This is a genomic window from Kangiella sp. M94, assembly GCF_054926195.1.
The window spans coordinates 111528-132987 of the sequence record NZ_CM142903.1; the positions used below are offsets into that span (position 1 = coordinate 111528).

The window sequence follows — 21460 nt, forward strand, 5'->3', positions numbered from 1 at the left end:
TTATCTAGTATATCTACTATTCTCTTGAGATCTTGAAGTTAACCCCCCATATTCGGGTATAATAGAGTTATTAATGTGTTTAGGTAAAATTGAATGTCAATTACAGTAACAGAAGCTGCAAGTCGTAAAGTTAAGCAATTGATCGATGAAGAGCAGAACGATCAGCTAAAATTACGTGTCTTTGTGACAGGCGGTGGTTGTTCAGGCTTTCAGTATGGCTTTACTTTCGATGAAAAGCAGAATGATAACGACATGGCGATTGAGCAGGATGGCGTTAAAATTGTGATCGATGCGCTAAGCTTTCAATATTTGATGGGCTCTGAAGTCGACTACACCGAAGGCTTGCAAGGCTCTCGCTTCATCATTAGCAATCCACAGGCAAAAACAACCTGTGGTTGCGGTTCATCATTCTCAATATAAGCCAAAAATAAAGGTTAAAGATTGAAATGCCAATGGTCTAGCACCATTGGCATTTTTTGTGTCCGGGTGTAAGGCTTTGCTTTGGTTAAGCTGGGTAAATGCTGCCAAGGATAGTTTCTTGATGAGCACCGGTGACTGCGGGAAGGTTGCCTGATAGGTTATTGAGGCAACGGTGTGCCAGCCAGGCAAAGGCCATGGCTTCAATCCAGTCAGGCGCAATACCAAAGTCTTGTGACGTTTTAATCTCAAAGCCCTTCAGGTGTTCCTTAAGACTTTGCTGTAATACAGGGTTATAAGCACCGCCACCACACAAGATGACAGTCCCGTTATGTGTATGTTGTTGTATTGCTTCACTAACAGTCTGCGTGGTTAATTCCAACAAAGTTGCCTGAATATCTTGGGGGCTGAACGGGTCAATTGAATATTGTTTGAGCCACCCCAGGTTGAAGTGTTCGCGGCCAGTGCTTTTGGGGTACGGCTTTGCAAAATAAGGGTCTTCTTTAAACGCTTTCAATAGTTCAGGTAACACACTGCCTTGCTGAGCCCATTGGCCATTGTGGTCATAACTTTTATTCTGATGCAGTGCAATCCACTGATCCATCAAGGTGTTGGCTGGTCCTGTATCATAGCCCACAACCTCTTTGCCCTGAGCCGGTAAATAAGTGATATTAGCTATCCCACCTAAGTTAACAACCACTCGGTCTTGTTGCGGATTATGCAAAATTGCTTGATGAAATGCTGGAACAAGAGGCGCGCCCTGGCCGCCATAAACCATGTCACGAGTACGAAAGTCGGCAACGGTAGTGATGCCAGTTCGTGCTGCAATGCTGTGCGGATTGCCAATCTGGATGGTGAAAGGATGATAGGCATCAGGCCTGTGACGAATGGTCTGTCCATGACTGCCTATGGCCGTAATGTCATTCTTCGAATACTCACTATCTTTGAGCAGTTCATCTACGGCTTCAGCAAATAGCTCTCCCAATTCGCGATCCAGCAACGCCATTTCCTCTATCGGATCGTGCGTGTATTCAGCATTACTGATTGAGTGGATCTGTTGCTGGATGACGTTGGGAAAAGATAGGGTCTTGCTATGTATCAGCTGGATAGGGTTTGAGGAAGAGCTGTCGATGTTGCAAAGTACCGCGTCGATTGCATCAACGCTGGTACCCGACATCAAGCCAATATAATAGGCCATTTAGATTTACTTTTGCAGCTTGCTGTTATTGTTTCTGTCGTTGTTACTTGCGCTTGGCTCGTTTAAACGTGCGAAATAAGTAGTACGTTCAGTTTCAAGCTGTGCGATTAAAGGTTTGCTTTGCTCTCTGAAGCGCTCCATTTCGTTTTTCGGAACAGGGGCTGCGTGAGGCAATTTTACTGTTCTAGGATTACGGTGAACTCCGTTTACTACAAACTCATAATGCAGGTGCGGTGCTTGTGACATGCCGGTTGAACCAACATAGCCAATGATTTGTCCCTGCTTAACTCGTTCGCCAGAATTTACGGCGCGCTTAGAGAAGTGCAAATATTTGGTGGTAATGTTATTGCCGTGTTTAATGAAAACATAGTTACCATTGTATTTATTGTAAGCCGAGTTGATTACACGACCATCTCCAGCTGCGCGAACTGGTGTACCAATTGGCGCTCGATAATCAACCCCACGGTGTGGTTTGACACGTTTCTGAATAGGGTGGAAGCGCTTTGGATTAAAGTTAGAGCTGACGTAGTTAAACTGTAACGGTGCACGAAGGAACGACTTGCGTAGTGCTTTACCTTCGGGTGTGTAATATGCGGTGCGATCATTTAAGTCAGTGTAGCGAACGGCAGCAAAGGAGTCGCCCTGGTTGGTGAACTCGGCAGACAGGATGTTGCCATAACCAACTTTTTCGCCATCAATAAATTTTTCTTCATAAAGTACCGAGAAGCTATCGTCTTTGCGAATTTCTAAGGCAAAGTCGATGTCGTATTCAAATACACCAGCCAATTCCATAATCACGCCGTCGGGCAGGCCAGCCTCTTTACCTGCCATGTAAAAACTGCTGGTAATTGTGGCGGTTGCAAAACGAGTTTTAAATTCAATTTCTTTTTCGTCGATGGCAACGTCGAATTCTTTGTCTGCTAATTTAGTGACTTGCAAGGTTTCGCTAACGCTGTATGGATAGCGAAGACCAAGAAAGCTGCTGTCGTCGTTAGCAGCAAACTCTAACGTATGGCCTGGACGAATTTTCTTAAGAATATCGATTTTCTCATCGCTCAGCATCATATAGTGTAAGTCAGATGCGCTATAGCCTTTGCGCTTGAAAATTTTAGCCAGGCTATCACCATTTTCGACGGTAAGACTTTCCCATTGAATTTGCGGTTCTTGTGGTTCTGGTTCAACAACTTCTTCTACAATTTCTTGTTTATAGGCGGCGCTTTCACGGCTTGCTTTTAATGCGATTTCAGTCAGGGATAGCTTTTCTGAAGCGTCATCCTCGATAGGTTGATTTTCCATAGGCAGACCTTCATCAGTCATTAGATCTGATGATAAGCTGGTTTGGGTTTCGTCCGGTGAAAGGTTTAATTGAAGGATTTCAGTATCTTGCTGGTTTTTTTGCTCTGACTCTTCTCCTGGAGTCATCTTTATGAAGCTGGTCACTGCTAAAAGAGCGATAAACGTGGCAGAAAATAGCAAAACGCCCTTTCGACGCGTTTTTTTACGCGCAAAGAGTGGTTTGCTTTTATTAAAGCCTTTGTAATCTCGGTTAATCATCACGTTACTTAAGAAGTTGGTTGAACATATTTTGCGCAATAACCTTAACCATAATAGGTGTTTTGGTCAATGTAAAATGATAAAAACGGGCCGTTTTTTCGTTTCAAGATCGAAAAGTGTGAAAAAGACGATATTTTGTGAACTGTGTCGCGGCGCTTCTAGAAGTGCAAATTCGTTGCATCCTTGAGGTTTTCGTGTATCTTTGTGCCCAATGTAAATAGAGGAAATACGAGACAATGACTGATGTTCAAGCGGCTTTCGCAGAAATTAAGCGAGGCGCCGAAGAAATCCTGTTAGAAGACGAATTACTTAAGAAACTCAAATCGGGTAAGCCATTGAAAATCAAGGCTGGCTTTGACCCGACCGCGCCTGATTTGCATTTGGGGCATACGGTTTTGATCAATAAATTGCGTCAATTCCAGCAATTCGGACATGAGGTTATTTTCCTGATCGGTGATTTTACCGGCATGATCGGTGATCCGACCGGTAAGAACGCTACGCGGAAACCGCTAACTCGGGAAGACGTGCTTGCTAACGCCGAAACCTATAAAGAACAGGTATTCAAAATACTCGATCCAGCAAAAACCACCATCGCATTCAATTCTGAGTGGTGTGAGAAGCTGGGTGCTGCAGGCATGATCAAGCTCGCATCACATAGTACCGTGGCACGTATGCTGGAGCGTGATGATTTCAAAAAGCGCTATGGAAATGAACAGCCGATTGCAATTCATGAGTTTCTATATCCTCTTGTTCAAGGCTACGATTCAGTCGCATTGGAGTCTGATGTAGAGTTGGGTGGTACCGATCAGAGATTTAACCTGCTGATGGGGCGTGAGTTACAAAAGCATTATGGTCAACGTCCGCAAACTGTATTAATGATGCCTTTATTAGAAGGTTTGGATGGCGTGCAGAAAATGTCCAAGTCGCTCGGTAATTATGTGGGGATCACAGAAGCGCCAGGTGTCATGTACCAGAAACTGCTATCTATTCCAGACAGTATGATGTGGCGTTACTTTGAACTGCTTTCTTTCCGTCCATTGCCAGAAATTGATGAGCTCAAGCAGCAAGTTGAGCAGGGCGCTAATCCGCGAGACATTAAAATTGAGCTGGCAAAAGAAATCATTGAGCGCTTCCATGACAAAGACGCTGCGGACAATGCACATAAAGCAGCCGGCAATATTATTAAAGAAGGCGAAGTGCCTGAAGGAACGCCAGAAGTTGAGGTTGATATGGAGGGTGCAGAACATTTCCCTATTGGCGCAACCATTAACCGTGCCGGATTAGCGAGTAACTCAGCTCAGGCTAAAGACATGCTTAAAAATGGACGTGTTAAAGTTGACTGGGAAGTGGTTGAGCCATCATTAATGCTTAAACCGGGTAAATATCTTATTCAGGCAGGTAAAAAGAAGATTGCCTATGTAACTTTGAAGTAGTTCACGTTTCTTCTGGCTTTCGTCAGACTCCTTTACAAGAAGCTCGCCCCTGGCGGGCTTTTTTGTATTTAGCGCCCTGAAAATGGCATAAAAAGTATTCAATTAAATTCCAGTATTTTATAGGCTAGCTCAGTTGCATGGGGCAACACGGAATTATGGAAATAATAATACTGGAGAACAATTAATGAAAAACAAGTTTAAACTATCTAGCCTGGCTCTTCTTGGCGCCACTCTAACGCTACCTTCAACTTTACTAGCAGAATCCTATATTGTCTTAACCAAAGGCAACAAGATAGATACATCGCTTATTCAGGAGATTGAAGCGCAAGGTGCAACGGTAACCGCTCAGTTGCCACAAGTAGGCATGTTGATGATTGATAGTGACAATGGAGACATTCGTGAGCGCTTAAGTAGTAACGCAAAGATTCAAACAACTTTCTCTGATCTCAACCTTCAATACGTGACTCCTTCTGAGCAAACGTTACCTGAGATTAGTTTTGGAGAGCTATCAATCAATCCGCCAGCTTCTGGAAATGACGATTTCTACTTTGATCTGCAGTGGGGACATGATGCAGTCAATGCACCAGAAGCTTGGCAAGCCGGTGTTAAAGGTCAAGGTGTGAGAGTTGCGGTATTAGATAGTGGCATTATGTCGACTCATCCGGATTTAGCTCCTAACCTGAATACAGCTCTTAGTACTTCCTTTATAAATGGAGAAGCTTATAACAGCCCTGCAGGTTCTCATGGAACGCACGTTGCAGGAACGATTGCTGCGGCCGACAATGCATTTGGTACCATCGGAGTGGCGCCTGAAGCGGAAATTGTAACGGTTAAGGTATTGTCGGGAGTATCTGGTAGTGGCCCATTCTCATCAATTTTTCAAGGTATGGTTTATGCCGCTGATATTGATGCTGATGTCATTAATATGAGTCTGGGAGCTGATATTCCGCGTAACTGTACTTTCGATGGTGTGCATCAACCTGCCAAAGACTGTGCAGATTTATTTACTGCCCTAAATCGTGTGACACATTATGTGAATAAGAAAGGTAGTGTAATTATCGCTGCTGCTGGTAATGATGGTCGCGATCTTAATCATGATGCAACATTAAAAGCCTTCCCTGCAGAGGGTAATCACGTGATCTCTGTTTCTTCATTAGGACCAGTCGGTTGGGGTTTAGATACTTCTGCTAATCTTGATGTTATGGCCAGTTACTCAAACTATGGGAAAAACGGGATTGATATAGCGGGGCCCGGCGGAAACTACGATCTCTTCTTTACCTATGGCAATGCACCCTGTAACGGTCCTGTTTTGCCAGGATTTACTTGTTACGTATATGACATGGTCTTAAGTACCACACCAGGTGGTTGGGGTTGGAATGCCGGAACCAGCATGGCATCACCGCATGTTGCTGGTATTGCGGCTTTAATTATCAGTGAAAATGGTGGTAGCATGTCGCCTGTTGAAGTTGAACGAGAGTTAATCAAGCGTTCAGAAGATATTAATCAACCCGGCAAAGATGATGAAACTGGACATGGTCGAGCGTCTTCTGGTTACTAATATTTAATCGTAACGTTATAGTAAAAAGGTCACTGCGGTGGCCTTTTTTAATGTTTGTATTAAAAATAGACGATAACAGTCTGATTTATAGGCATTTTGATTGCAAAATGAGCGGTTAGAAATAAATTTAAAAAAACTTTCAAAAAGTGCTTGCGAAGTGGAAAAGGGTGCTTATAATGCGCACCACTTTCGAGGCATAAGTGCTTGGGAAGAAGTCCAGGAAGGGCGGTTTCAAAGGTGTTAAAAAAATGTTTTTGAAAAGGTGTTGACAGGAAGTTGAGGCGCACTATAATGCGCGCCGGCTCTGAGGAAACTCGGAGGCATTTCCAGGGAGAGAAATGGTTGATAATTGTTTGTTTAACAGAAAGTTAAAAAAGATTATCAAAAGCAGTTGACAGGAGGTTAGGGCGATATATAATGTGCGCCCACTTGAGCGGAGCAAGTTCTTCGTCAAGACGTTCTTTAACAGATAGATAAGACAATTTGTGTGGGCACTTATGTCGATGATGTAATCCATTTATCGATTGAGTGACCAACACCCTGAAAGACAATTCGTTCTATTTATAGGACAAAGATGTAATTCAAAGTTGGTGATTCGTCGAGTCAAGATATACCGAAGGTTTCGGCCTTCAAGAAAACTTAAACTGAAGAGTTTGATCATGGCTCAGATTGAACGCTGGCGGTATGCTTAACACATGCAAGTCGAACGGTAACATGAAAAAGCTTGCTTTTTTGATGACGAGTGGCGGACGGGTGAGTAACACGTAGGAATCTACCGAGTAGCGGGGGATAGCCCGGAGAAATCCGGATTAATACCGCATGTGCACTTCGGTGTAAAGAGGGCCTCTTCTTGAACGCTCTCACTATTCGATGAGCCTGCGTCAGATTAGCTTGTTGGTGGGGTAATGGCCTACCAAGGCGACGATCTGTAGCTGGTCTGAGAGGATGATCAGCCACACTGGGACTGAGACACGGCCCAGACTCCTACGGGAGGCAGCAGTGGGGAATATTGGACAATGGGCGCAAGCCTGATCCAGCAATACCGCGTGTGTGAAGAAGGCCTTCGGGTTGTAAAGCACTTTCAATAGGGAGGAAGGCTTAATGGTTAATACCCATTGAGATTGACGTTACCTATAGAAGAAGCACCGGCTAACTCCGTGCCAGCAGCCGCGGTAATACGGAGGGTGCAAGCGTTAATCGGAATTACTGGGCGTAAAGCGCGCGTAGGCGGATGATTAAGTCAGATGTGAAAGCCCCGGGCTCAACCTGGGAACTGCATTTGAGACTGGTCGTCTAGAGTACAGAAGAGGGGGGTGGAATTCCAGGTGTAGCGGTGAAATGCGTAGAGATCTGGAGGAACATCAGTGGCGAAGGCGACCCCCTGGGCTGATACTGACGCTGAGGTGCGAAAGCGTGGGTAGCGAACAGGATTAGATACCCTGGTAGTCCACGCCGTAAACGATGTCTATTAGCTGTTGGGTATATTAAAATACTTAGTGGCGCAGCTAACGCGATAAATAGACCGCCTGGGGAGTACGGCCGCAAGGTTAAAACTCAAATGAATTGACGGGGGCCCGCACAAGCGGTGGAGCATGTGGTTTAATTCGATGCAACGCGAAGAACCTTACCAGGTCTTGACATCCAGAGAACTTTCCAGAGATGGATTGGTGCCTTCGGGAACTCTGAGACAGGTGCTGCATGGCTGTCGTCAGCTCGTGTCGTGAGATGTTGGGTTAAGTCCCGTAACGAGCGCAACCCTTGTCCTTAGTTGCTAACATTAAGTTGAGAACTCTAAGGAGACTGCCGGTGACAAACCGGAGGAAGGTGGGGACGACGTCAAGTCATCATGGCCCTTACGACCTGGGCTACACACGTGCTACAATGGGCAGTACAGAGGGTTGCCAACCCGCGAGGGGGAGCTAATCTCACAAAGCTGTTCGTAGTCCGGATTGTTCTCTGCAACTCGAGAACATGAAGTCGGAATCGCTAGTAATCGTGGATCAGAATGCCACGGTGAATACGTTCCCGGGCCTTGTACACACCGCCCGTCACACCATGGGAGTTGTTTGCACCAGAAGTAGCTAGCTTAACATTGGGCGGTTACCACGGTGTGGTCAATGACTGGGGTGAAGTCGTAACAAGGTAGCCGTAGGGGAACCTGCGGCTGGATCACCTCCTTACAGACTAAGATTACGTAAATCTCATAAGTGTTCACACAAATTGTCTTATCCAAGAAACTTGATCGGTTGTGCAGACCATAAGTGTCTGTAACAAGACAGATAATAGGTCTGTAGCTCAGCAGGTTACAGAACACCCCTTGCTTTAGGGTAAGAGCGGTGAGGTCGGCATGCCGACCAGCGTTGAGCACAACCTACTATAAATAATAGGTCTGTAGCTCAGCTGGTTAGAGCGCACCCCTGATAAGGGTGAGGTCGGCAGTTCAAGTCTGCCCAGACCTACCATTTTTGCTTTCTACATCGTTTATTGCTCTGTCGCTTATTGGTAATAAGCTTCCGTCGCAACGGCCTCGTAGAAATCAAAAAACCTTTATTAGTAAGGTTTAACGCAGATGTTTTGTTAGCTGGCAAGGCTCGCGACGAACAATTGAAGGAGTTACCTCAGGGTAATGACTGAAAGCGTGAGGAGTAGCAACACAGCCAGGTAGTAAAACACCAAGTTAAAATGGGGCTATAGCTCAGCTGGGAGAGCGCCTGCCTTGCACGCAGGAGGTCAGCGGTTCGATCCCGCTTAGCTCCACCATTTCCGATCAAGGGTTAGAAGTATCAAGATGAATGAGTAGACTTATTCATCTGGGTATTTATGGCCAGAACAAGTTCTTTAACAATTTGGTAGAAGCTAGTAAAAAAATTTGTAAGCAAATTTGTATTCATCATGTTAGCGATATTTATCATAAGTCGGATAGATATCGAAGTAATAACTAGGTTGTTTGCATTATGTGATCTCAAACTATTTGGGGTTATATAGTCAAGTGACTAAGAGCATGCGGTGGATGCCTAGGCGACAGAAGGCGATGAAGGACGTGGTAGTCTGCGATAAGCCTCGGGGAGTTGACAACAAACGTTATATCCGAGGATTTCCGAATGGGGAAACCCAGCCAGTATAAGCTGGTTATCAATAACTGAATACATAGGTTATTGAGGCGAACGCGGGGAACTGAAACATCTAAGTACCCGTAGGAACAGAAATCAACCGAGATTCCGTTAGTAGCGGCGAGCGAACGCGGATTAGCCCTTAAGCTTCTAATGAGTTAGTGGAACAGTCTGGAAAGTCTGGCGATACAGGGTGATAGCCCCGTACACGAAAGCGAATTGGAAGTGAAAACGAGTAGGTCGGGACACGTGTTATCTTGACTGAACATGGGGGGACCATCCTCCAAGGCTAAATACTCTCTGTCGACCGATAGTGAACCAGTACCGTGAGGGAAAGGCGAAAAGAACCCCAGTGAGGGGAGTGAAATAGACCCTGAAACCGCATGCTTACAAGCAGTGGAAGCACGATTTAGTCGTGTGACTGCGTACCTTTTGTATAATGGGTCAGCGACTTACTCTTCAGTAGCGAGGTTAACCGAATAGGGGAGCCGTAGGGAAACCGAGTCTTAATAGGGCGCTCAGTTGCTGGAGGTAGACCCGAAACCCGGTGATCTATCCATGGTCAGGTTGAAGGTTGGGTAACACCAACTGGAGGACCGAACCCACTTATGTTGCAAAATGAGGGGATGAACTGTGGATCGGAGTGAAAGGCTAATCAAACCGGGAGATAGCTGGTTCTCCTCGAAATCTATTTAGGTAGAGCCTCACGTATTACCCTAGGGGGTAGAGCACTGTTTCGGCTAGGGGGTCATCCCGACTTACCAACCCGATGCAAACTCCGAATACCTAGGAGTACAGCGTGGGAGACACACGGCGGGTGCTAACGTCCGTCGTGGAAAGGGAAACAACCCAGACCGCCAGCTAAGGTCCCAAAGTTATCGCTAAGTGGGAAACGATGTGGGAAGGCTTAGACAGCTAGGAGGTTGGCTTAGAAGCAGCCACCCTTTAAAGAAAGCGTAATAGCTCACTAGTCGAGTCGGCCTGCGCGGAAGATGTAACGGGGCTAAGCGATACACCGAAGCTGCGGAATATACTTTTAGTATATTGGTAGAGGAGCGTTCTGTAAGCCGTTGAAGGTGACTTGAGAAGGTTGCTGGAGGTATCAGAAGTGCGAATGCTGACATGAGTAACGTTAATGCGGGTGAAAAACCCGCACGCCGGAAGACCAAGGGTTCCTGTTCGACGTTAATCGGAGCAGGGTGAGTCGACCCCTAAGGCGAGGCAGAGATGCGTAGTCGATGGGAAACAGGTTAATATTCCTGTACCGGTGTATATTGTGATGGAGAGACGGAGAAGGCTAGGCCAGCGCGGCGACGGTTGTCCGCGTTTAAGGTGGTAGGCTTGGGACTTAGGAAAATCCGGGTCCCTTTAAGGCCGAGAGCTGATGACGAAGTCCCACGGGACTGAAGTGGTTGATGCCAGGCTTCCAGGAAAATCTTCTAAACTTCAGATATACACCGATCGTACCCCAAACCAACACTGGTGGTCAGGTAGAGAATACTAAGGCGCTTGAGAGAACTCGGGTGAAGGAACTAGGCAAAATGGCACCGTAACTTCGGGAGAAGGTGCGCCGGTTTTGGTGATAGGACTTGCTCCTTGAGCTGAGACCGGTCGAAGATACCAGGTGGCTGCGACTGTTTATCAAAAACACAGCACTCTGCAAACACGAAAGTGGACGTATAGGGTGTGACGCCTGCCCGGTGCCGGAAGGTTAATTGATGGGGTTATTCTTCGGAAGAAGCTCTTGATCGAAGCCCCGGTAAACGGCGGCCGTAACTATAACGGTCCTAAGGTAGCGAAATTCCTTGTCGGGTAAGTTCCGACCTGCACGAATGGCGTAACGACGGCCACACTGTCTCCACCCGAGACTCAGTGAAATTGAAATCGCAGTGAAGATGCTGTGTACCCGCGGCTAGACGGAAAGACCCCGTGAACCTTTACTACAGCTTCACACTGGACTTAGAACCTGCTTGTGTAGGATAGCTGGGAGACTTTGAAGCATGCACGCCAGTGTGTGTGGAGTCGCCCTTGAAATACCAGCCTGGTATGTTTTGAGTTCTAACTCAGGTCCGTTATCCGGATCGAGGACAGTGTGTGGTGGGTAGTTTGACTGGGGCGGTCTCCTCCCAAAGAGTAACGGAGGAGCACGAAGGTTGGCTAATCATGGTCGGAAATCATGAGGTTAGTGTAATGGCACAAGCCAGCTTAACTGCGAGACTGACACGTCGAGCAGGTACGAAAGTAGGTCATAGTGATCCGGTGGTTCTGTATGGAAGGGCCATCGCTCAACGGATAAAAGGTACTCCGGGGATAACAGGCTGATACTACCCAAGAGTTCATATCGACGGTAGTGTTTGGCACCTCGATGTCGGCTCATCTCATCCTGGGGCTGTAGCCGGTCCCAAGGGTATGGCTGTTCGCCATTTAAAGAGGTACGCGAGCTGGGTTCAGAACGTCGTGAGACAGTTCGGTCCCTATCTGCCGTGGGCGTTGGAGATTTGAGAGGAGCTGCTCCTAGTACGAGAGGACCGGAGTGGACGAACCTCTGGTGTTCCGGTTGTCACGCCAGTGGCATTGCCGGGTAGCTATGTTCGGACAGGATAACCGCTGAAAGCATCTAAGCGGGAAGCCCCCCTCAAGATGAGATCTCCCTGAGACTTTAAGTCTCCTGAAGAGCCGTTGTAGACTACGACGTTGATAGGTCAGGTGTGGAAGCGTTGCGAGACGTTAAGCTAACTGATACTAATTGCTCGAGAGACTTGACTATATAACACCCAAGTGGTTTGTTATGTAGGCACCAACTTAGAAACAATTATTAACACCGGATATGGTGAATACTGCATACGAATTGAATACTACTTCTGCCAAATTGAAAGACTTGTAGCAAGCATAAATACTCAACGTTTTATGCTTGGCGACAATAGAGAGTTGGAACCACCTGATCCCATCCCGAACTCAGAAGTGAAACGACTCATCGCCGATGGTAGTGTGGGGCTTCCCCATGTGAGAGTAGGTCATCGCCAAGCGCTTATAATGAAAAAGCCCTAGCAGCAATGCTAGGGCTTTTTTGTTATAGGGTTGAGATAATCTTTTTTACATCAATAGGACAAGGTGCTGGTGATATGCACGTATATTGCAAATAACGTCTCATTTTTAAGCTTGCTCCCTGACCAGAAACTGCTCCTTGCTTTTCTTGCACTCCCACCATCCTTGGTGGTCGTAGGCGACCGACAGCCTTGCTTTACCAGGCTGGAGGGAATACCTTTAGGTATCATCGCCAAGCGCTTAATCAAAAACCCCGTCCGCAAGGTCGGGGTTTTTTATTGCCTGCAAGAAAGAGAGTATATGGAAGTGTATCCTGTCGACCAGAAACTGCTCCCTGCGTTTCTGGCACTTCCACCATCCCTGGCGGTCGTGTGACAAATTTGCTCCAGGCAAATTTGAAAGCCCGAAGGGCGGCCTCGAAGAGGCGAGTATCAAGGATGATACGAGTAGAGGCAGACTATTGCTCCTCGGCAATAGCTCCTGCATTGCTCTACCTCCTGCGCCCATGCAGTCGTACATAAAGTGATGAAGTAATGTCTTGTGACGAGGCAATGCAATGGATTACCTGTTACCTTTAGCTGAACCTGATCCGCTGAACTCCTCCTGTGTTGCTCTACCTCCGCATCCCTGGAGTGGGGTATTATCGAAACTTCCACCATCCCAAGTAGTTGTAGCTGACCGACTGCCCTGATTGCAATGGTGGAGGGGATCCTTTTCGGTAATTCCAAATGAAATAGCTATTCCATGTTGCGAATAAGCCCTAACTGTAGATATCGTGTTATATTTAAATGAACTCGTGGGGTTATTGAGGAGAGTGGTATGGCTATATCTATTGCTGACTTGTGGTTACCAATATTACTGAGTGGTTTATTTGCGTGGATTGCTAGCGCATTAATCCATATGCTTATTAAGTATCATAATTCTGATTACCAAAAATTGAATAATGAAGATGACATTGCAAAAGCAATAGCGGAAGGGAAGTCGAAAGTTGGATTTTATACATTGCCACACTGTGCTGACTTCAAGGAAATGGAAGACCCAAAAGTACAGCAACGATTTAAAGACGGCCCAGTTGCGATTGTTACGATCATTCAAAATGGGTTGCCTCCAATGGGTAAGTTACTAATACAGCAACTTTTATTTTTTGTTATTGGTAGCCTTTTAATTGGGTATATTGGCTCAATTGGGATGGTTGCAGGTGCACCAACTGGGGATATTTTCCGACTTTTATTTGTTGCTGGATTTATTTGCTTTGGATGGGCATCTATACCTTATAGCATCTGGTTTGGTCATCCTTGGTCTGTAACAAGTAAGTATTTGATGGATGCTATTATTTACGCGGTTGTGGTTGCCTCGACATTTTGCTGGCTTTGGCCTAAGGATATATAAAGAATAGAGGTACTAGAAAGGCTATGTCATGGATAGCACAATTAGCTGTGAGGGATAAAAAAAGGCCTCAGTAGAGGCCTTTTTTTTTACTTACTTTTTGAATTTTGGCTTATCACTTTTAGCTCTAGGTTTGCCTTTATCTTTGCCCTTTCCTTTATATTTCTGACTGTCGCCTTTACTGGCTTTTTGATCACCTATGACGGTTAGGTTCATAGGTCTTCCGGCTACATAAGCTTTACTGAGAATCTGTAAGACTTCTTTGGGCATGCCTGCTGGTAGATCTACCGTGGTGAATTCATCAAAAATATCGATGCGGCCAATATATTCACTATCTATCTCAGCTTCATTGGCGATGGCGCCGACGATGTTGCTGACTTTGACATTGTGGCTGTGGCCAGCTTCAATTTTAAAGCGTTCCATTTCAATGTCTGGGTGTGCTTTAAGCGGTTGTGCGTAAGGTGAAAAACTTCTGTCGCTACCACGCTTAGAGCCCTCATCACGGCCTTTGCGATCACGTCTATCGCTTCTTTCAGGTCTATCAGCTCTTTCGCTTCGCTCTTTCTTTGGTTTTGGAAGTTCTTTAAGAATTAGTTCATCGCCACCCGCCATTTTAGCAAGTGCTGCTGCAATGGTTTGAGGATCAGTATCCGTTTTTTCTTCAAGCTTATGGACAAACTGCTTGAAGAAACTTAGATCAGCATTTTCGATTGTGTTTATAACGTTGCGCTCAAAGCGGCTCATGCGTTGCTCATTGATATTATCAATGCTTGGCATTTGCATTTCAGTAATCGGTTGGTTAGTTGCACGCTCAATAGCTTTCAACATGCGGCGTTCGCGATGGGCTACAAATAAGATGGCATTACCACTGCGACCTGCACGGCCTGTACGACCAATACGGTGAACATAAGATTCGGTGTCGTAAGGAATGTCATAGTTAACAACATGGCTGATACGTTCTACATCAAGTCCACGTGCTGCAACATCGGTTGCGATAAGAATGTCTATTTGACCTTTTTTTAACTTTTCTACGATGCGTTCACGGGTGGTCTGAGCAATATCGCCATTTAAAGGTTCTGCTCTAAAACCGCGTGCCGTTAATTTGTCGGCAAGTTCAGTGGTCGCAATTTTGGTACGCACGAAAATAATCATGCCGTCGAATTCTTCAGTTTCAAGAACGCGAGTTAAGGCATCCAGCTTATGTATACCACTGACTAACCAATAGCGTTGGTTAATAGTCGTTGCGGTACTGGTTTTGGTCTGAATTTTAATATGCTCGGGATTGTCTAAATACTTCTCGGCAACCTTCTTAATTTCTTTTGGCATGGTGGCGGAGAATAGGGCGATTTGGCGAGTCGGAGGAGTATGACCTAATACCCACTCAACATCATCAATAAAGCCCATGCGTAACATCTCGTCGGCTTCATCCAATACCAGAGCTTTGAGATTGTCTAGTTTTAGCGTGCCGCGGCGAATATGATCCATAACACGGCCAGGTGTACCGACAACGATTTGGGCGCCACGCTTAAGTTGGCGTAACTGTATGTCGTATTTCTGACCACCATAAATAGGAAGTACGTTTAGACCTGGCATGTTTTTGGCGTAAGTTTGGCAAGCTTCAGCAACCTGAATCGCAAGCTCCCGAGTAGGGGCTAGTACCAGTAATTGAGTTTTATTATCTTTAGCATCAAGCTTGGAAAGCATCGGTAAAGCAAAAGCCGCCGTTTTACCGGTACCAGTTTGTGCCTGGCCGATAATGTCTTTACCAGACATAAGGACTGGTATGCTCGCGCTTTGAATTGGTGAAGGTTGCTCGTAGCCAACTTGCTTAATAGATTTTAATACAGCAGGCGAAAGTCCCAGTTCGTCAAAACTGGAAATGGTTTGATCTTGTGTCATCAGTGTTACCTATAAAAACATGAAGAGCGAATTTGCTCGAATAAGCGTAGGCCAACTGAAAACCCAATTTCAAAAGATACAACAATCGCGGAATAATCGTAGAAAGGATGTACTGAACTGACCACTTGCTTAACGGGGGCGATTATACACAAAATTTAAGGCAGGTGTTAGTGCTATCGCAGCCAGGTCAAACGATTAAATGAGATTGCTTTAATTGGCACAATCTGACATTCTTTAAAAAAAACGAAACATGGGGAGTGCTTATGAGGTATCTGGGGATTGCTTTACTGTTCTTGGTGTTAAGTGGCTGCTGGTCGCAAGATGAAATGTTACGCATACAAAAGAATGGCGATATAACAATGGCAATTATTGTAATGCCTGACTGGGAGTTCACGACTAAAGAGGAGGTTGATTCTAAAGCTGCTCGTTATGAAGAGGAGATGCGCAAAGCCGGTTGGAAGCTACACAAAAGTACCGAGACGTTGTCAAATGGCGAGTTTAATCTACACTATGTGCTAAGCGGTAATTTACACAAGGTTGGTGCAAAAACCTCTTTTTATGAGATTGTTTCGCGTAACTCAAAGGAAATTAATATCAAGTTTTTAACCCCGCGTATAGACGAGGAAAGAGTGTACCGGAAACTCTATTTTGATTACTCGATTGCAAATACCGCCACAGTATTCGACAAAAATAAAAGCCTCGTCCAAGAAGTTGAGACGGTCAATGAGCAAAATACCTACATTATTACTCTTTAAATTACTCAGAGTATAAGAAAAGCTGATTGTATTTCTCAGCTTTTCTTATACATCAGCTATTGTTTATAAATTTTACCGTCTTTCATGACAAATGAGACATTCTGCAATAGTTTAATGTCCTCTGCTGGATTACCTTCCACCGCGATAATATCGGCTAATTTTCCTTTAGCAATTACTCCAATTTGGTCATTACCCAGCAATTCTGCAGAGGTTACTGTGGCGCTTTGGATAGCTGCCATGGCCGGCATGCCTGCTTCAACCATATATTCAAATTCTTTGCCATTATCGCCATGTGCTGAAACACCACTGTCTGTACCAAAAGCAATCTTGACTCCATAGTCATAGGCTTCACCAAAAGTGTTCTGGATCAAAGGTCCTACCGCACGCGCTTTTGGACGAACGATTTCGGGGAAGTACCCCTCGATTTCAGCTTTTTCGGCGACAAACTTACCGGCAATGACAGTTGGCACATAATAAGTACCATTCTTTTTCATGGCCCGCATAACTTCTTTATCCATGTAGGTGCCATGTTCGATGCTGGTAATGCCTGCTTCAATCGCGCGGAGCATGCCTTCTTTACCATGCGCATGGGCTGCGACATGCATACCGTAATCTTTGGCGGTATCAATAATGGACTTCAACTCTACCACTGTAAACTGAGGGTTCTGACCGCTCTTGGCCAAACTGAGTACGCCACCTGTTGCGGTAACTTTAATAAAGTCGGCGCCTTCCTTGTAACGTTGACGGACTGCCTTTTTAGCATCTTCCACGCTGTTGACTACACCTTCTTTAGGGCCTGGATCGCCCATCAGCTTCGCATTAACACCGTTGGTGGGGTCGGCATGGCCACCGGTCGAAGCTAGCGATTTCCCCGCTGAATAAATACGAGGTCCGTCAACCCAGCCTTGATTGATGGCATTGCGCAAAGAAATAGTAACATTATAGCTGTCACCTGGATTACGCACGGTGGTAAATCCTGCGAGTAAGGTACGCATGCCATACTCTTGTGCGCGGAAGGCCAGATCGGCTGGGTTCAGGGTGAAGCCTTCAACATAAGCAGTAGGGCTCATTTCACCATCAAGGTGAACATGCATATCCATCAAACCCGGCAAGCAGGTTTTATTGCTCAGGTCGATAAATGAATTGGTTGCAGGTTTGTTGGTGGTCACTTCTGAAACTTTATTACCAGTAACCTGGATAAAGTGCTCACCTAATACCTCGCCTGCTTGAGTGTCAATCAGGCTGCCACAATGCAACCAGGTCGACTTAGCTGCTCCATCCTTTGCAAAGCCTGGGCTCATGGCGGTGGATGCAATCAAAGTGGCTATCGCCAGAGTAGTCTTAGTGATATTCATACTAGTCCCCATTCAGTTAGTGGATACAGGAATACCTTAATTCAAAGCAGAGTGCAATCTGGGGTGAGGAAGGCGTCTACAAAAAACTGTAACTAACTGTGACAGAGGCAAATTCAGGAGAATAGTATTTCAAACAGCTTTTGGTACAATGCAGACAACTTAAATTCTAATCAGAACAGGCAATATTCCTTGGTTAACTCCGTTCCTGCTTCATTGAAGCCTTTTAATACCTTTGGCGTTGAGGCTACTTGTGATGAGCTAATCAGCTTTAATGATGAGCAGTCTATTCAAAATTGGCTTAAAGCAGAAAAGCCTGCGCTTGATTCGTTGTTTATTCTTGGTGGCGGTAGCAACCTGTTATTGCTAGGGCACATTCCGCTGACCTTTTTACAGGCTAACATTCAGGGAATAGAGTACTGTGAGCAAGAAAATGACCATGTTGTGTTGGTAACGGCTGGCGCCGGAGTTAATTGGCACCAGCTGGTATTGGATAGTTTAGATCAAGGCTACACAGGTCTAGAGAATTTGTCCTTGATTCCCGGCAATGTTGGTGCAGCCCCGATTCAGAACATTGGAGCTTATGGGGTTGAGCTACAAGACTTGTTTGTCAGTTTGCGCGCGATTGAGTTAGCGACAGGCAAGCTTAAAGAGTTTGCGGTAGAAGACTGCCAATTTGGTTACCGCGACAGTATTTTTAAGAAAGAATTGAGAGGGCATTTTGTTATCACGCAGGTGACCTTGCGGTTAAGTAAGAAGCTTCAACCAAATATTGAGTATGGTCCCTTAAAGCAATTATTCGCCGATGAACCTGTGGTCACCGCAAAACAGGTCAGCAATGCCGTGATAGCTATCCGGCAAAGTAAATTGCCCGATCCCACTCAGCTTGGTAATGCCGGTTCTTTCTTCAAAAATCCCGTCGTAACCGAAGAGCAATATCAGACATTACTGGATGCTTTTCCAGAATTGGTCGCTTACCCGGTAGGCTCTGGACACTATAAAATCGCCGCAGGCTGGTTAATCGAAAAGGCTGGCTTAAAGGGGTATCGCAAGGGTGATGCCGGGGTGCATGAAAAGCAGGCTTTGGTTCTGGTCAATTATGGGCATGCAAGCGGACAGGATATTTTGCAGGTTGCAAAGCAGGTGCGAGATAAGGTCCTGGAGCTATTTGGGGTTAAGTTAGAGCCCGAAGTGTGGATTGTTGGCGAGCAGAAGATATTTTCATCATGACAGAACATCGCGATCAACAGTTAAGACAACTGATATCCTTGCTAAAGGATGGTGACTTTCATTCAGGTCAGAAATTGGCGGATGAGCTGTCGGTGAGTCGTGCTTATGTGTGGAAGTTAATGCAGCAGTTAGAATCCTTAGGGCTTGAATTCGAGTCGGTTACGCGCAAGGGCTATCGACTGCTCAAGCCGCTTGAGTTGCTGGAAGCAGAAAGTTTACAGCAAGCAATGGCAAATGAGGGCATGTCTGATTGGCAGTGTGATGTTCTGTTATTAACCGACTCAACCAATGAACAATTAAAAGGTGCGGGCTTTTGTCATAAAAAAGTACTTGCTGCTGAACATCAATCAGCGGGTCGCGGTCGGCGTGGCCGACAATGGGTGTCGCCGTTAGCCAGCAACCTTTATTGGTCTGTTGGCTGGCAAACCCAGATGCCAGTACAGCAATTAGGCGGTTTAAGTCTGGTAGTTGGCCTGGCGATCATTAAGGCGTTAGGTCGCTTGGGCATTGAAGGCGTACAGCTCAAGTGGCCAAACGATATTCGCTTCCAGAGAAAAAAACTGGGCGGCATTTTGATAGAGTTGTCTGGCGATGTGGCAGGCGCTTTGCAGGTGGTTATTGGCGTTGGTTTAAATATGCAGATGGGAAGCACGCTGGCTCAATCTATCGAGCAAGAGTGGATGAATGTTAATGATCTAGCTCCTGATGTCAGTCGTCAGCAGGTTTTAGCGAAGACGATTGTTGAATTAAATCAAGCACTAGATCTCTTTGAGCAAAAGGGTTTTGCGGCATTCCAAGAGTCATGGAAAGAGGTTGATGAATGCTTTGGTCAAAAGGTCAGTATTTTGCAGCAAAAGCAGGAGTTGAAAGGTATTGGTGCAGGAGTGGATGCCACCGGAGCATTGTTGTTGCAAACGGGGCAGGGGCTGGTTCCAATCTATGCCGGTGAAGTTAGCTTGCGTTTCAGAGCTTAGCGAAGGAGTTTACCAGGAATGATTTTACTAATTGATATAGGTAATTCTCGTAGTAAGTGGGCGCTTACCAATGAGGTGTCTGGTATCAACTGGCAAGCTTCGGGGCAATGGAGTAATCAAGGCTTTGCAGAAGCTCATTGGTTGGCAGAGCTTAATGCCATTAAAGCAACTGTGATTCAAGAGTTTAGCGCAAAGGTTGAAGCCATTGCCATTAGCTGTGTCGCAAACGAGGACGTCTGGAAGCTGCTACAAGGCTATTGTGAGCAAGTATTCGGGATAAGCCCCCATTTACCTCAATCTTCATCGGAATATCAAAGCCAACAGGGTGGCGTATTAGTCAATAGTTATAAAGTTGCTGAAGCGCTAGGTATTGATCGTTGGCTGGCCATGATTGCAGCTTGTGAAATAATGCCAATGGGGTTTGCCACTATCGATGCTGGAACGGCTATCACCTTAGATGTAGTTGATAGCAATGGTCAGCACCTGGGCGGTCATATTATTCCAGGCCAGAAGTTAATGACCTCGAGCTTGCTGGGGGATACGGGGCGCATTGCCTGGAGCGCACAACACAATCGAGAGGCGCAACCTGATAGTGAATGGCTGGCTACTAATACGCAGCAGGCAATCGAGCAGGGGGCATTGTATGCCAGTGTCGCTTATTTAGAACACTTGATAGACAAATTATGCCACCAGTTTCAACTGGAAACTGTAATTGTGACAGGCGGTGATGCAGAACAATTAATCAGTTTGCTCAATCCAGATTTCAAAAAGTACCTCAACTACAAAAAAGATCTGGTTTTACAGGGACTTTTCTACTGGTTTATCAATAATTCGGCTAAAAAAACGGCAGATAAAGCCAATTCATAGGCAATTTGAAAAAAATCATAAAAAAGCATTGCCAAACCAAAATGAGGTAGCTAAAATTCCCGCCACTTAATGACATGCCCCAGGCATGATGATTAAGCCGGCTTAGCTCAGTAGGTAGAGCAACTGACTTGTAATCAGTAGGTCGCCAGTTCGATTCCGGCAGCCGGCACCATTATTCTAAAGGGTTGCATTGCAACCCTTAGTATTAAGCAGGTAGAGTAAAGATTACTACTTGCAATTACTGCAACAAATTGGCATCATGCGCGCTCTTTTGAGCAGACATGTTTGCTCAAGTCCTGGAGGGGTTCCCGAGCGGCCAAAGGGATCAGACTGTAAATCTGACGCGAAAGCTTCGCTGGTTCGAATCCAGCCCCCTCCACCATTTTTCACCCGGTCAGCAATTTCCATCAGTGACAACTGAGTCAGGCTGACTGGTAGCGAACGATTGTTCGTATGCTTTATCACAGTGTGGATATAGCGCGGGTATAGTTCAATGGTAGAACCTCAGCCTTCCAAGCTGATGATGCGGGTTCGATCCCCGCTACCCGCTCCAATAACTGTATCAAACAATTTGCCGATATAGCTCAGTAGGTAGAGCACTCCCTTGGTAAGGGAGAGGTCAGCAGTTCAAATCTGCTTATCGGCACCAGCTTTGTCTGGGTAGCTTTATCGAGGCAAACAT

At 45.8% G+C, this 21460-nt stretch carries 12 protein-coding genes, 6 tRNA genes and 3 rRNA genes; 17 read left to right on the forward strand and 4 right to left on the reverse strand.

Features of this window, described 5'->3' with window-relative positions:
- Nucleotides 1–93: 93 nt before the first annotated feature.
- Nucleotides 94–420 (forward strand): iron-sulfur cluster insertion protein ErpA, encoded by a 327-nt coding sequence (gene erpA / locus ACYTXU_RS00545; RefSeq protein WP_462207582.1) that lies wholly within the window; start codon nucleotides 94–96, stop codon nucleotides 418–420.
- Between the two features lie 85 nt (nucleotides 421–505).
- Here erpA and ACYTXU_RS00550 read toward each other — a convergent pair whose 3' ends face one another.
- Together ACYTXU_RS00550 and ACYTXU_RS00555 are read right to left on the reverse strand one after the other, a co-directional pair.
- Complete coding sequence (locus ACYTXU_RS00550) at nucleotides 506–1615, reverse strand: anhydro-N-acetylmuramic acid kinase (protein WP_462207584.1); 1110 nt, start codon at nucleotides 1613–1615, stop codon at nucleotides 506–508.
- A 6-nt stretch (nucleotides 1616–1621) separates the two neighbouring features.
- On the reverse strand, nucleotides 1622–3169 hold the full coding sequence (locus tag ACYTXU_RS00555; RefSeq protein WP_462207586.1) for a peptidoglycan DD-metalloendopeptidase family protein: 1548 nt from the start codon (nucleotides 3167–3169) through the stop codon (nucleotides 1622–1624).
- Nucleotides 3170–3405: 236 nt separating this feature from the next.
- Between ACYTXU_RS00555 and tyrS the strand changes: the two genes are divergently transcribed.
- The 8 genes from tyrS to ACYTXU_RS00595 all read left to right on the forward strand — a co-directional run bounded on the left by tyrS (nucleotide 3406) and on the right by ACYTXU_RS00595 (nucleotide 13704).
- Nucleotides 3406–4602 carry a tyrosine--tRNA ligase gene (tyrS, locus tag ACYTXU_RS00560; protein ID WP_462207587.1) on the forward strand — a complete coding sequence of 399 codons (1197 nt, stop codon included), beginning with the start codon at nucleotides 3406–3408 and terminating at the stop codon, nucleotides 4600–4602.
- A 184-nt stretch (nucleotides 4603–4786) separates the two neighbouring features.
- Entirely contained in the window at nucleotides 4787–6160 is a 1374-nt protein-coding gene (locus ACYTXU_RS00565; RefSeq protein WP_462207589.1) for a S8 family peptidase, read from the forward strand.
- A 641-nt stretch (nucleotides 6161–6801) separates the two neighbouring features.
- A 16S ribosomal RNA gene (locus ACYTXU_RS00570) occupies nucleotides 6802–8340 on the forward strand.
- A 205-nt stretch (nucleotides 8341–8545) separates the two neighbouring features.
- Nucleotides 8546–8622 (forward strand) — tRNA-Ile (locus tag ACYTXU_RS00575).
- 222 nt (nucleotides 8623–8844) lie between these two features.
- Nucleotides 8845–8920 (forward strand) — tRNA-Ala (locus ACYTXU_RS00580).
- Between the two features lie 223 nt (nucleotides 8921–9143).
- Nucleotides 9144–12037, forward strand: a 23S ribosomal RNA gene (locus ACYTXU_RS00585).
- A 143-nt stretch (nucleotides 12038–12180) separates the two neighbouring features.
- Nucleotides 12181–12296: ribosomal RNA gene (gene rrf, locus ACYTXU_RS00590) — 5S ribosomal RNA — on the forward strand.
- The 16S, 23S and 5S rRNA genes sit together here with 2 tRNA genes alongside, the layout of an rRNA operon.
- A gap of 838 nt (nucleotides 12297–13134) precedes the next feature.
- Complete coding sequence (locus tag ACYTXU_RS00595; protein WP_462207591.1) at nucleotides 13135–13704, forward strand: hypothetical protein; 570 nt, start codon at nucleotides 13135–13137, stop codon at nucleotides 13702–13704.
- 90 nt (nucleotides 13705–13794) lie between these two features.
- Here ACYTXU_RS00595 and ACYTXU_RS00600 read toward each other — a convergent pair whose 3' ends face one another.
- Complete coding sequence (locus ACYTXU_RS00600; RefSeq protein ID WP_462207592.1) at nucleotides 13795–15600, reverse strand: DEAD/DEAH box helicase; 1806 nt, start codon at nucleotides 15598–15600, stop codon at nucleotides 13795–13797.
- A 263-nt stretch (nucleotides 15601–15863) separates the two neighbouring features.
- Here ACYTXU_RS00600 and ACYTXU_RS00605 point away from each other — a divergent pair, with 263 nt between their 5' ends.
- Nucleotides 15864–16355, forward strand: coding sequence for a hypothetical protein (locus ACYTXU_RS00605; protein ID WP_462207593.1), 492 nt, complete (start codon nucleotides 15864–15866; stop codon nucleotides 16353–16355).
- A 56-nt stretch (nucleotides 16356–16411) separates the two neighbouring features.
- Here ACYTXU_RS00605 and ACYTXU_RS00610 read toward each other — a convergent pair whose 3' ends face one another.
- Nucleotides 16412–17710 carry a metal-dependent hydrolase family protein gene (locus ACYTXU_RS00610; RefSeq protein ID WP_462207594.1) on the reverse strand — a complete coding sequence of 433 codons (1299 nt, stop codon included), beginning with the start codon at nucleotides 17708–17710 and terminating at the stop codon, nucleotides 16412–16414.
- Nucleotides 17711–17899: 189 nt separating this feature from the next.
- Here ACYTXU_RS00610 and murB point away from each other — a divergent pair, with 189 nt between their 5' ends.
- The 7 genes from murB to ACYTXU_RS00645 all read left to right on the forward strand — a co-directional run bounded on the left by murB (nucleotide 17900) and on the right by ACYTXU_RS00645 (nucleotide 21427).
- Complete coding sequence (gene murB / locus ACYTXU_RS00615; RefSeq protein WP_462207596.1) at nucleotides 17900–18937, forward strand: UDP-N-acetylmuramate dehydrogenase; 1038 nt, start codon at nucleotides 17900–17902, stop codon at nucleotides 18935–18937.
- Nucleotides 18934–19911 carry a bifunctional biotin--[acetyl-CoA-carboxylase] ligase/biotin operon repressor BirA gene (gene birA / locus ACYTXU_RS00620; RefSeq protein ID WP_462207597.1) on the forward strand — a complete coding sequence of 326 codons (978 nt, stop codon included), beginning with the start codon at nucleotides 18934–18936 and terminating at the stop codon, nucleotides 19909–19911. The genes murB and birA overlap by 4 nt, the downstream gene beginning before the upstream one ends.
- A gap of 18 nt (nucleotides 19912–19929) precedes the next feature.
- On the forward strand, nucleotides 19930–20778 hold the full coding sequence (locus ACYTXU_RS00625) for a type III pantothenate kinase (RefSeq protein ID WP_462207598.1): 849 nt from the start codon (nucleotides 19930–19932) through the stop codon (nucleotides 20776–20778).
- A gap of 96 nt (nucleotides 20779–20874) precedes the next feature.
- A tRNA-Thr gene (locus tag ACYTXU_RS00630) sits at nucleotides 20875–20950 on the forward strand.
- Nucleotides 20951–21076: 126 nt separating this feature from the next.
- A tRNA-Tyr gene (locus ACYTXU_RS00635) sits at nucleotides 21077–21160 on the forward strand.
- 97 nt (nucleotides 21161–21257) lie between these two features.
- A tRNA-Gly gene (locus ACYTXU_RS00640) sits at nucleotides 21258–21331 on the forward strand.
- A gap of 20 nt (nucleotides 21332–21351) precedes the next feature.
- Nucleotides 21352–21427, forward strand: a tRNA-Thr gene (locus tag ACYTXU_RS00645).
- Nucleotides 21428–21460 lie beyond the last annotated feature (33 nt).

Excerpts from the sequence above, each read along its gene's own strand:
- ACYTXU_RS00595 (WP_462207591.1), top strand. The coding sequence starts at position 13,135 with ATGGCTATATCTATTGCTGACTTGTGGTTACCAATATTACTGAGTGGT.
- ACYTXU_RS00555 (WP_462207586.1), bottom strand. The coding sequence starts at position 3,169 with ATGATTAACCGAGATTACAAAGGCTTTAATAAAAGCAAACCACTCTTT.
- tyrS (WP_462207587.1), top strand. The coding sequence starts at position 3,406 with ATGACTGATGTTCAAGCGGCTTTCGCAGAAATTAAGCGAGGCGCCGAA.
- birA (WP_462207597.1), top strand. The coding sequence starts at position 18,934 with ATGACAGAACATCGCGATCAACAGTTAAGACAACTGATATCCTTGCTA.
- ACYTXU_RS00550 (WP_462207584.1), bottom strand. The coding sequence starts at position 1,615 with ATGGCCTATTATATTGGCTTGATGTCGGGTACCAGCGTTGATGCAATC.
- ACYTXU_RS00605 (WP_462207593.1), top strand. The coding sequence starts at position 15,864 with ATGAGGTATCTGGGGATTGCTTTACTGTTCTTGGTGTTAAGTGGCTGC.
- ACYTXU_RS00610 (WP_462207594.1), bottom strand. The coding sequence starts at position 17,710 with ATGAATATCACTAAGACTACTCTGGCGATAGCCACTTTGATTGCATCC.
- ACYTXU_RS00625 (WP_462207598.1), top strand. The coding sequence starts at position 19,930 with ATGATTTTACTAATTGATATAGGTAATTCTCGTAGTAAGTGGGCGCTT.
- erpA (WP_462207582.1), top strand. The coding sequence starts at position 94 with ATGTCAATTACAGTAACAGAAGCTGCAAGTCGTAAAGTTAAGCAATTG.
- ACYTXU_RS00600 (WP_462207592.1), bottom strand. The coding sequence starts at position 15,600 with ATGACACAAGATCAAACCATTTCCAGTTTTGACGAACTGGGACTTTCG.
- ACYTXU_RS00565 (WP_462207589.1), top strand. The coding sequence starts at position 4,787 with ATGAAAAACAAGTTTAAACTATCTAGCCTGGCTCTTCTTGGCGCCACT.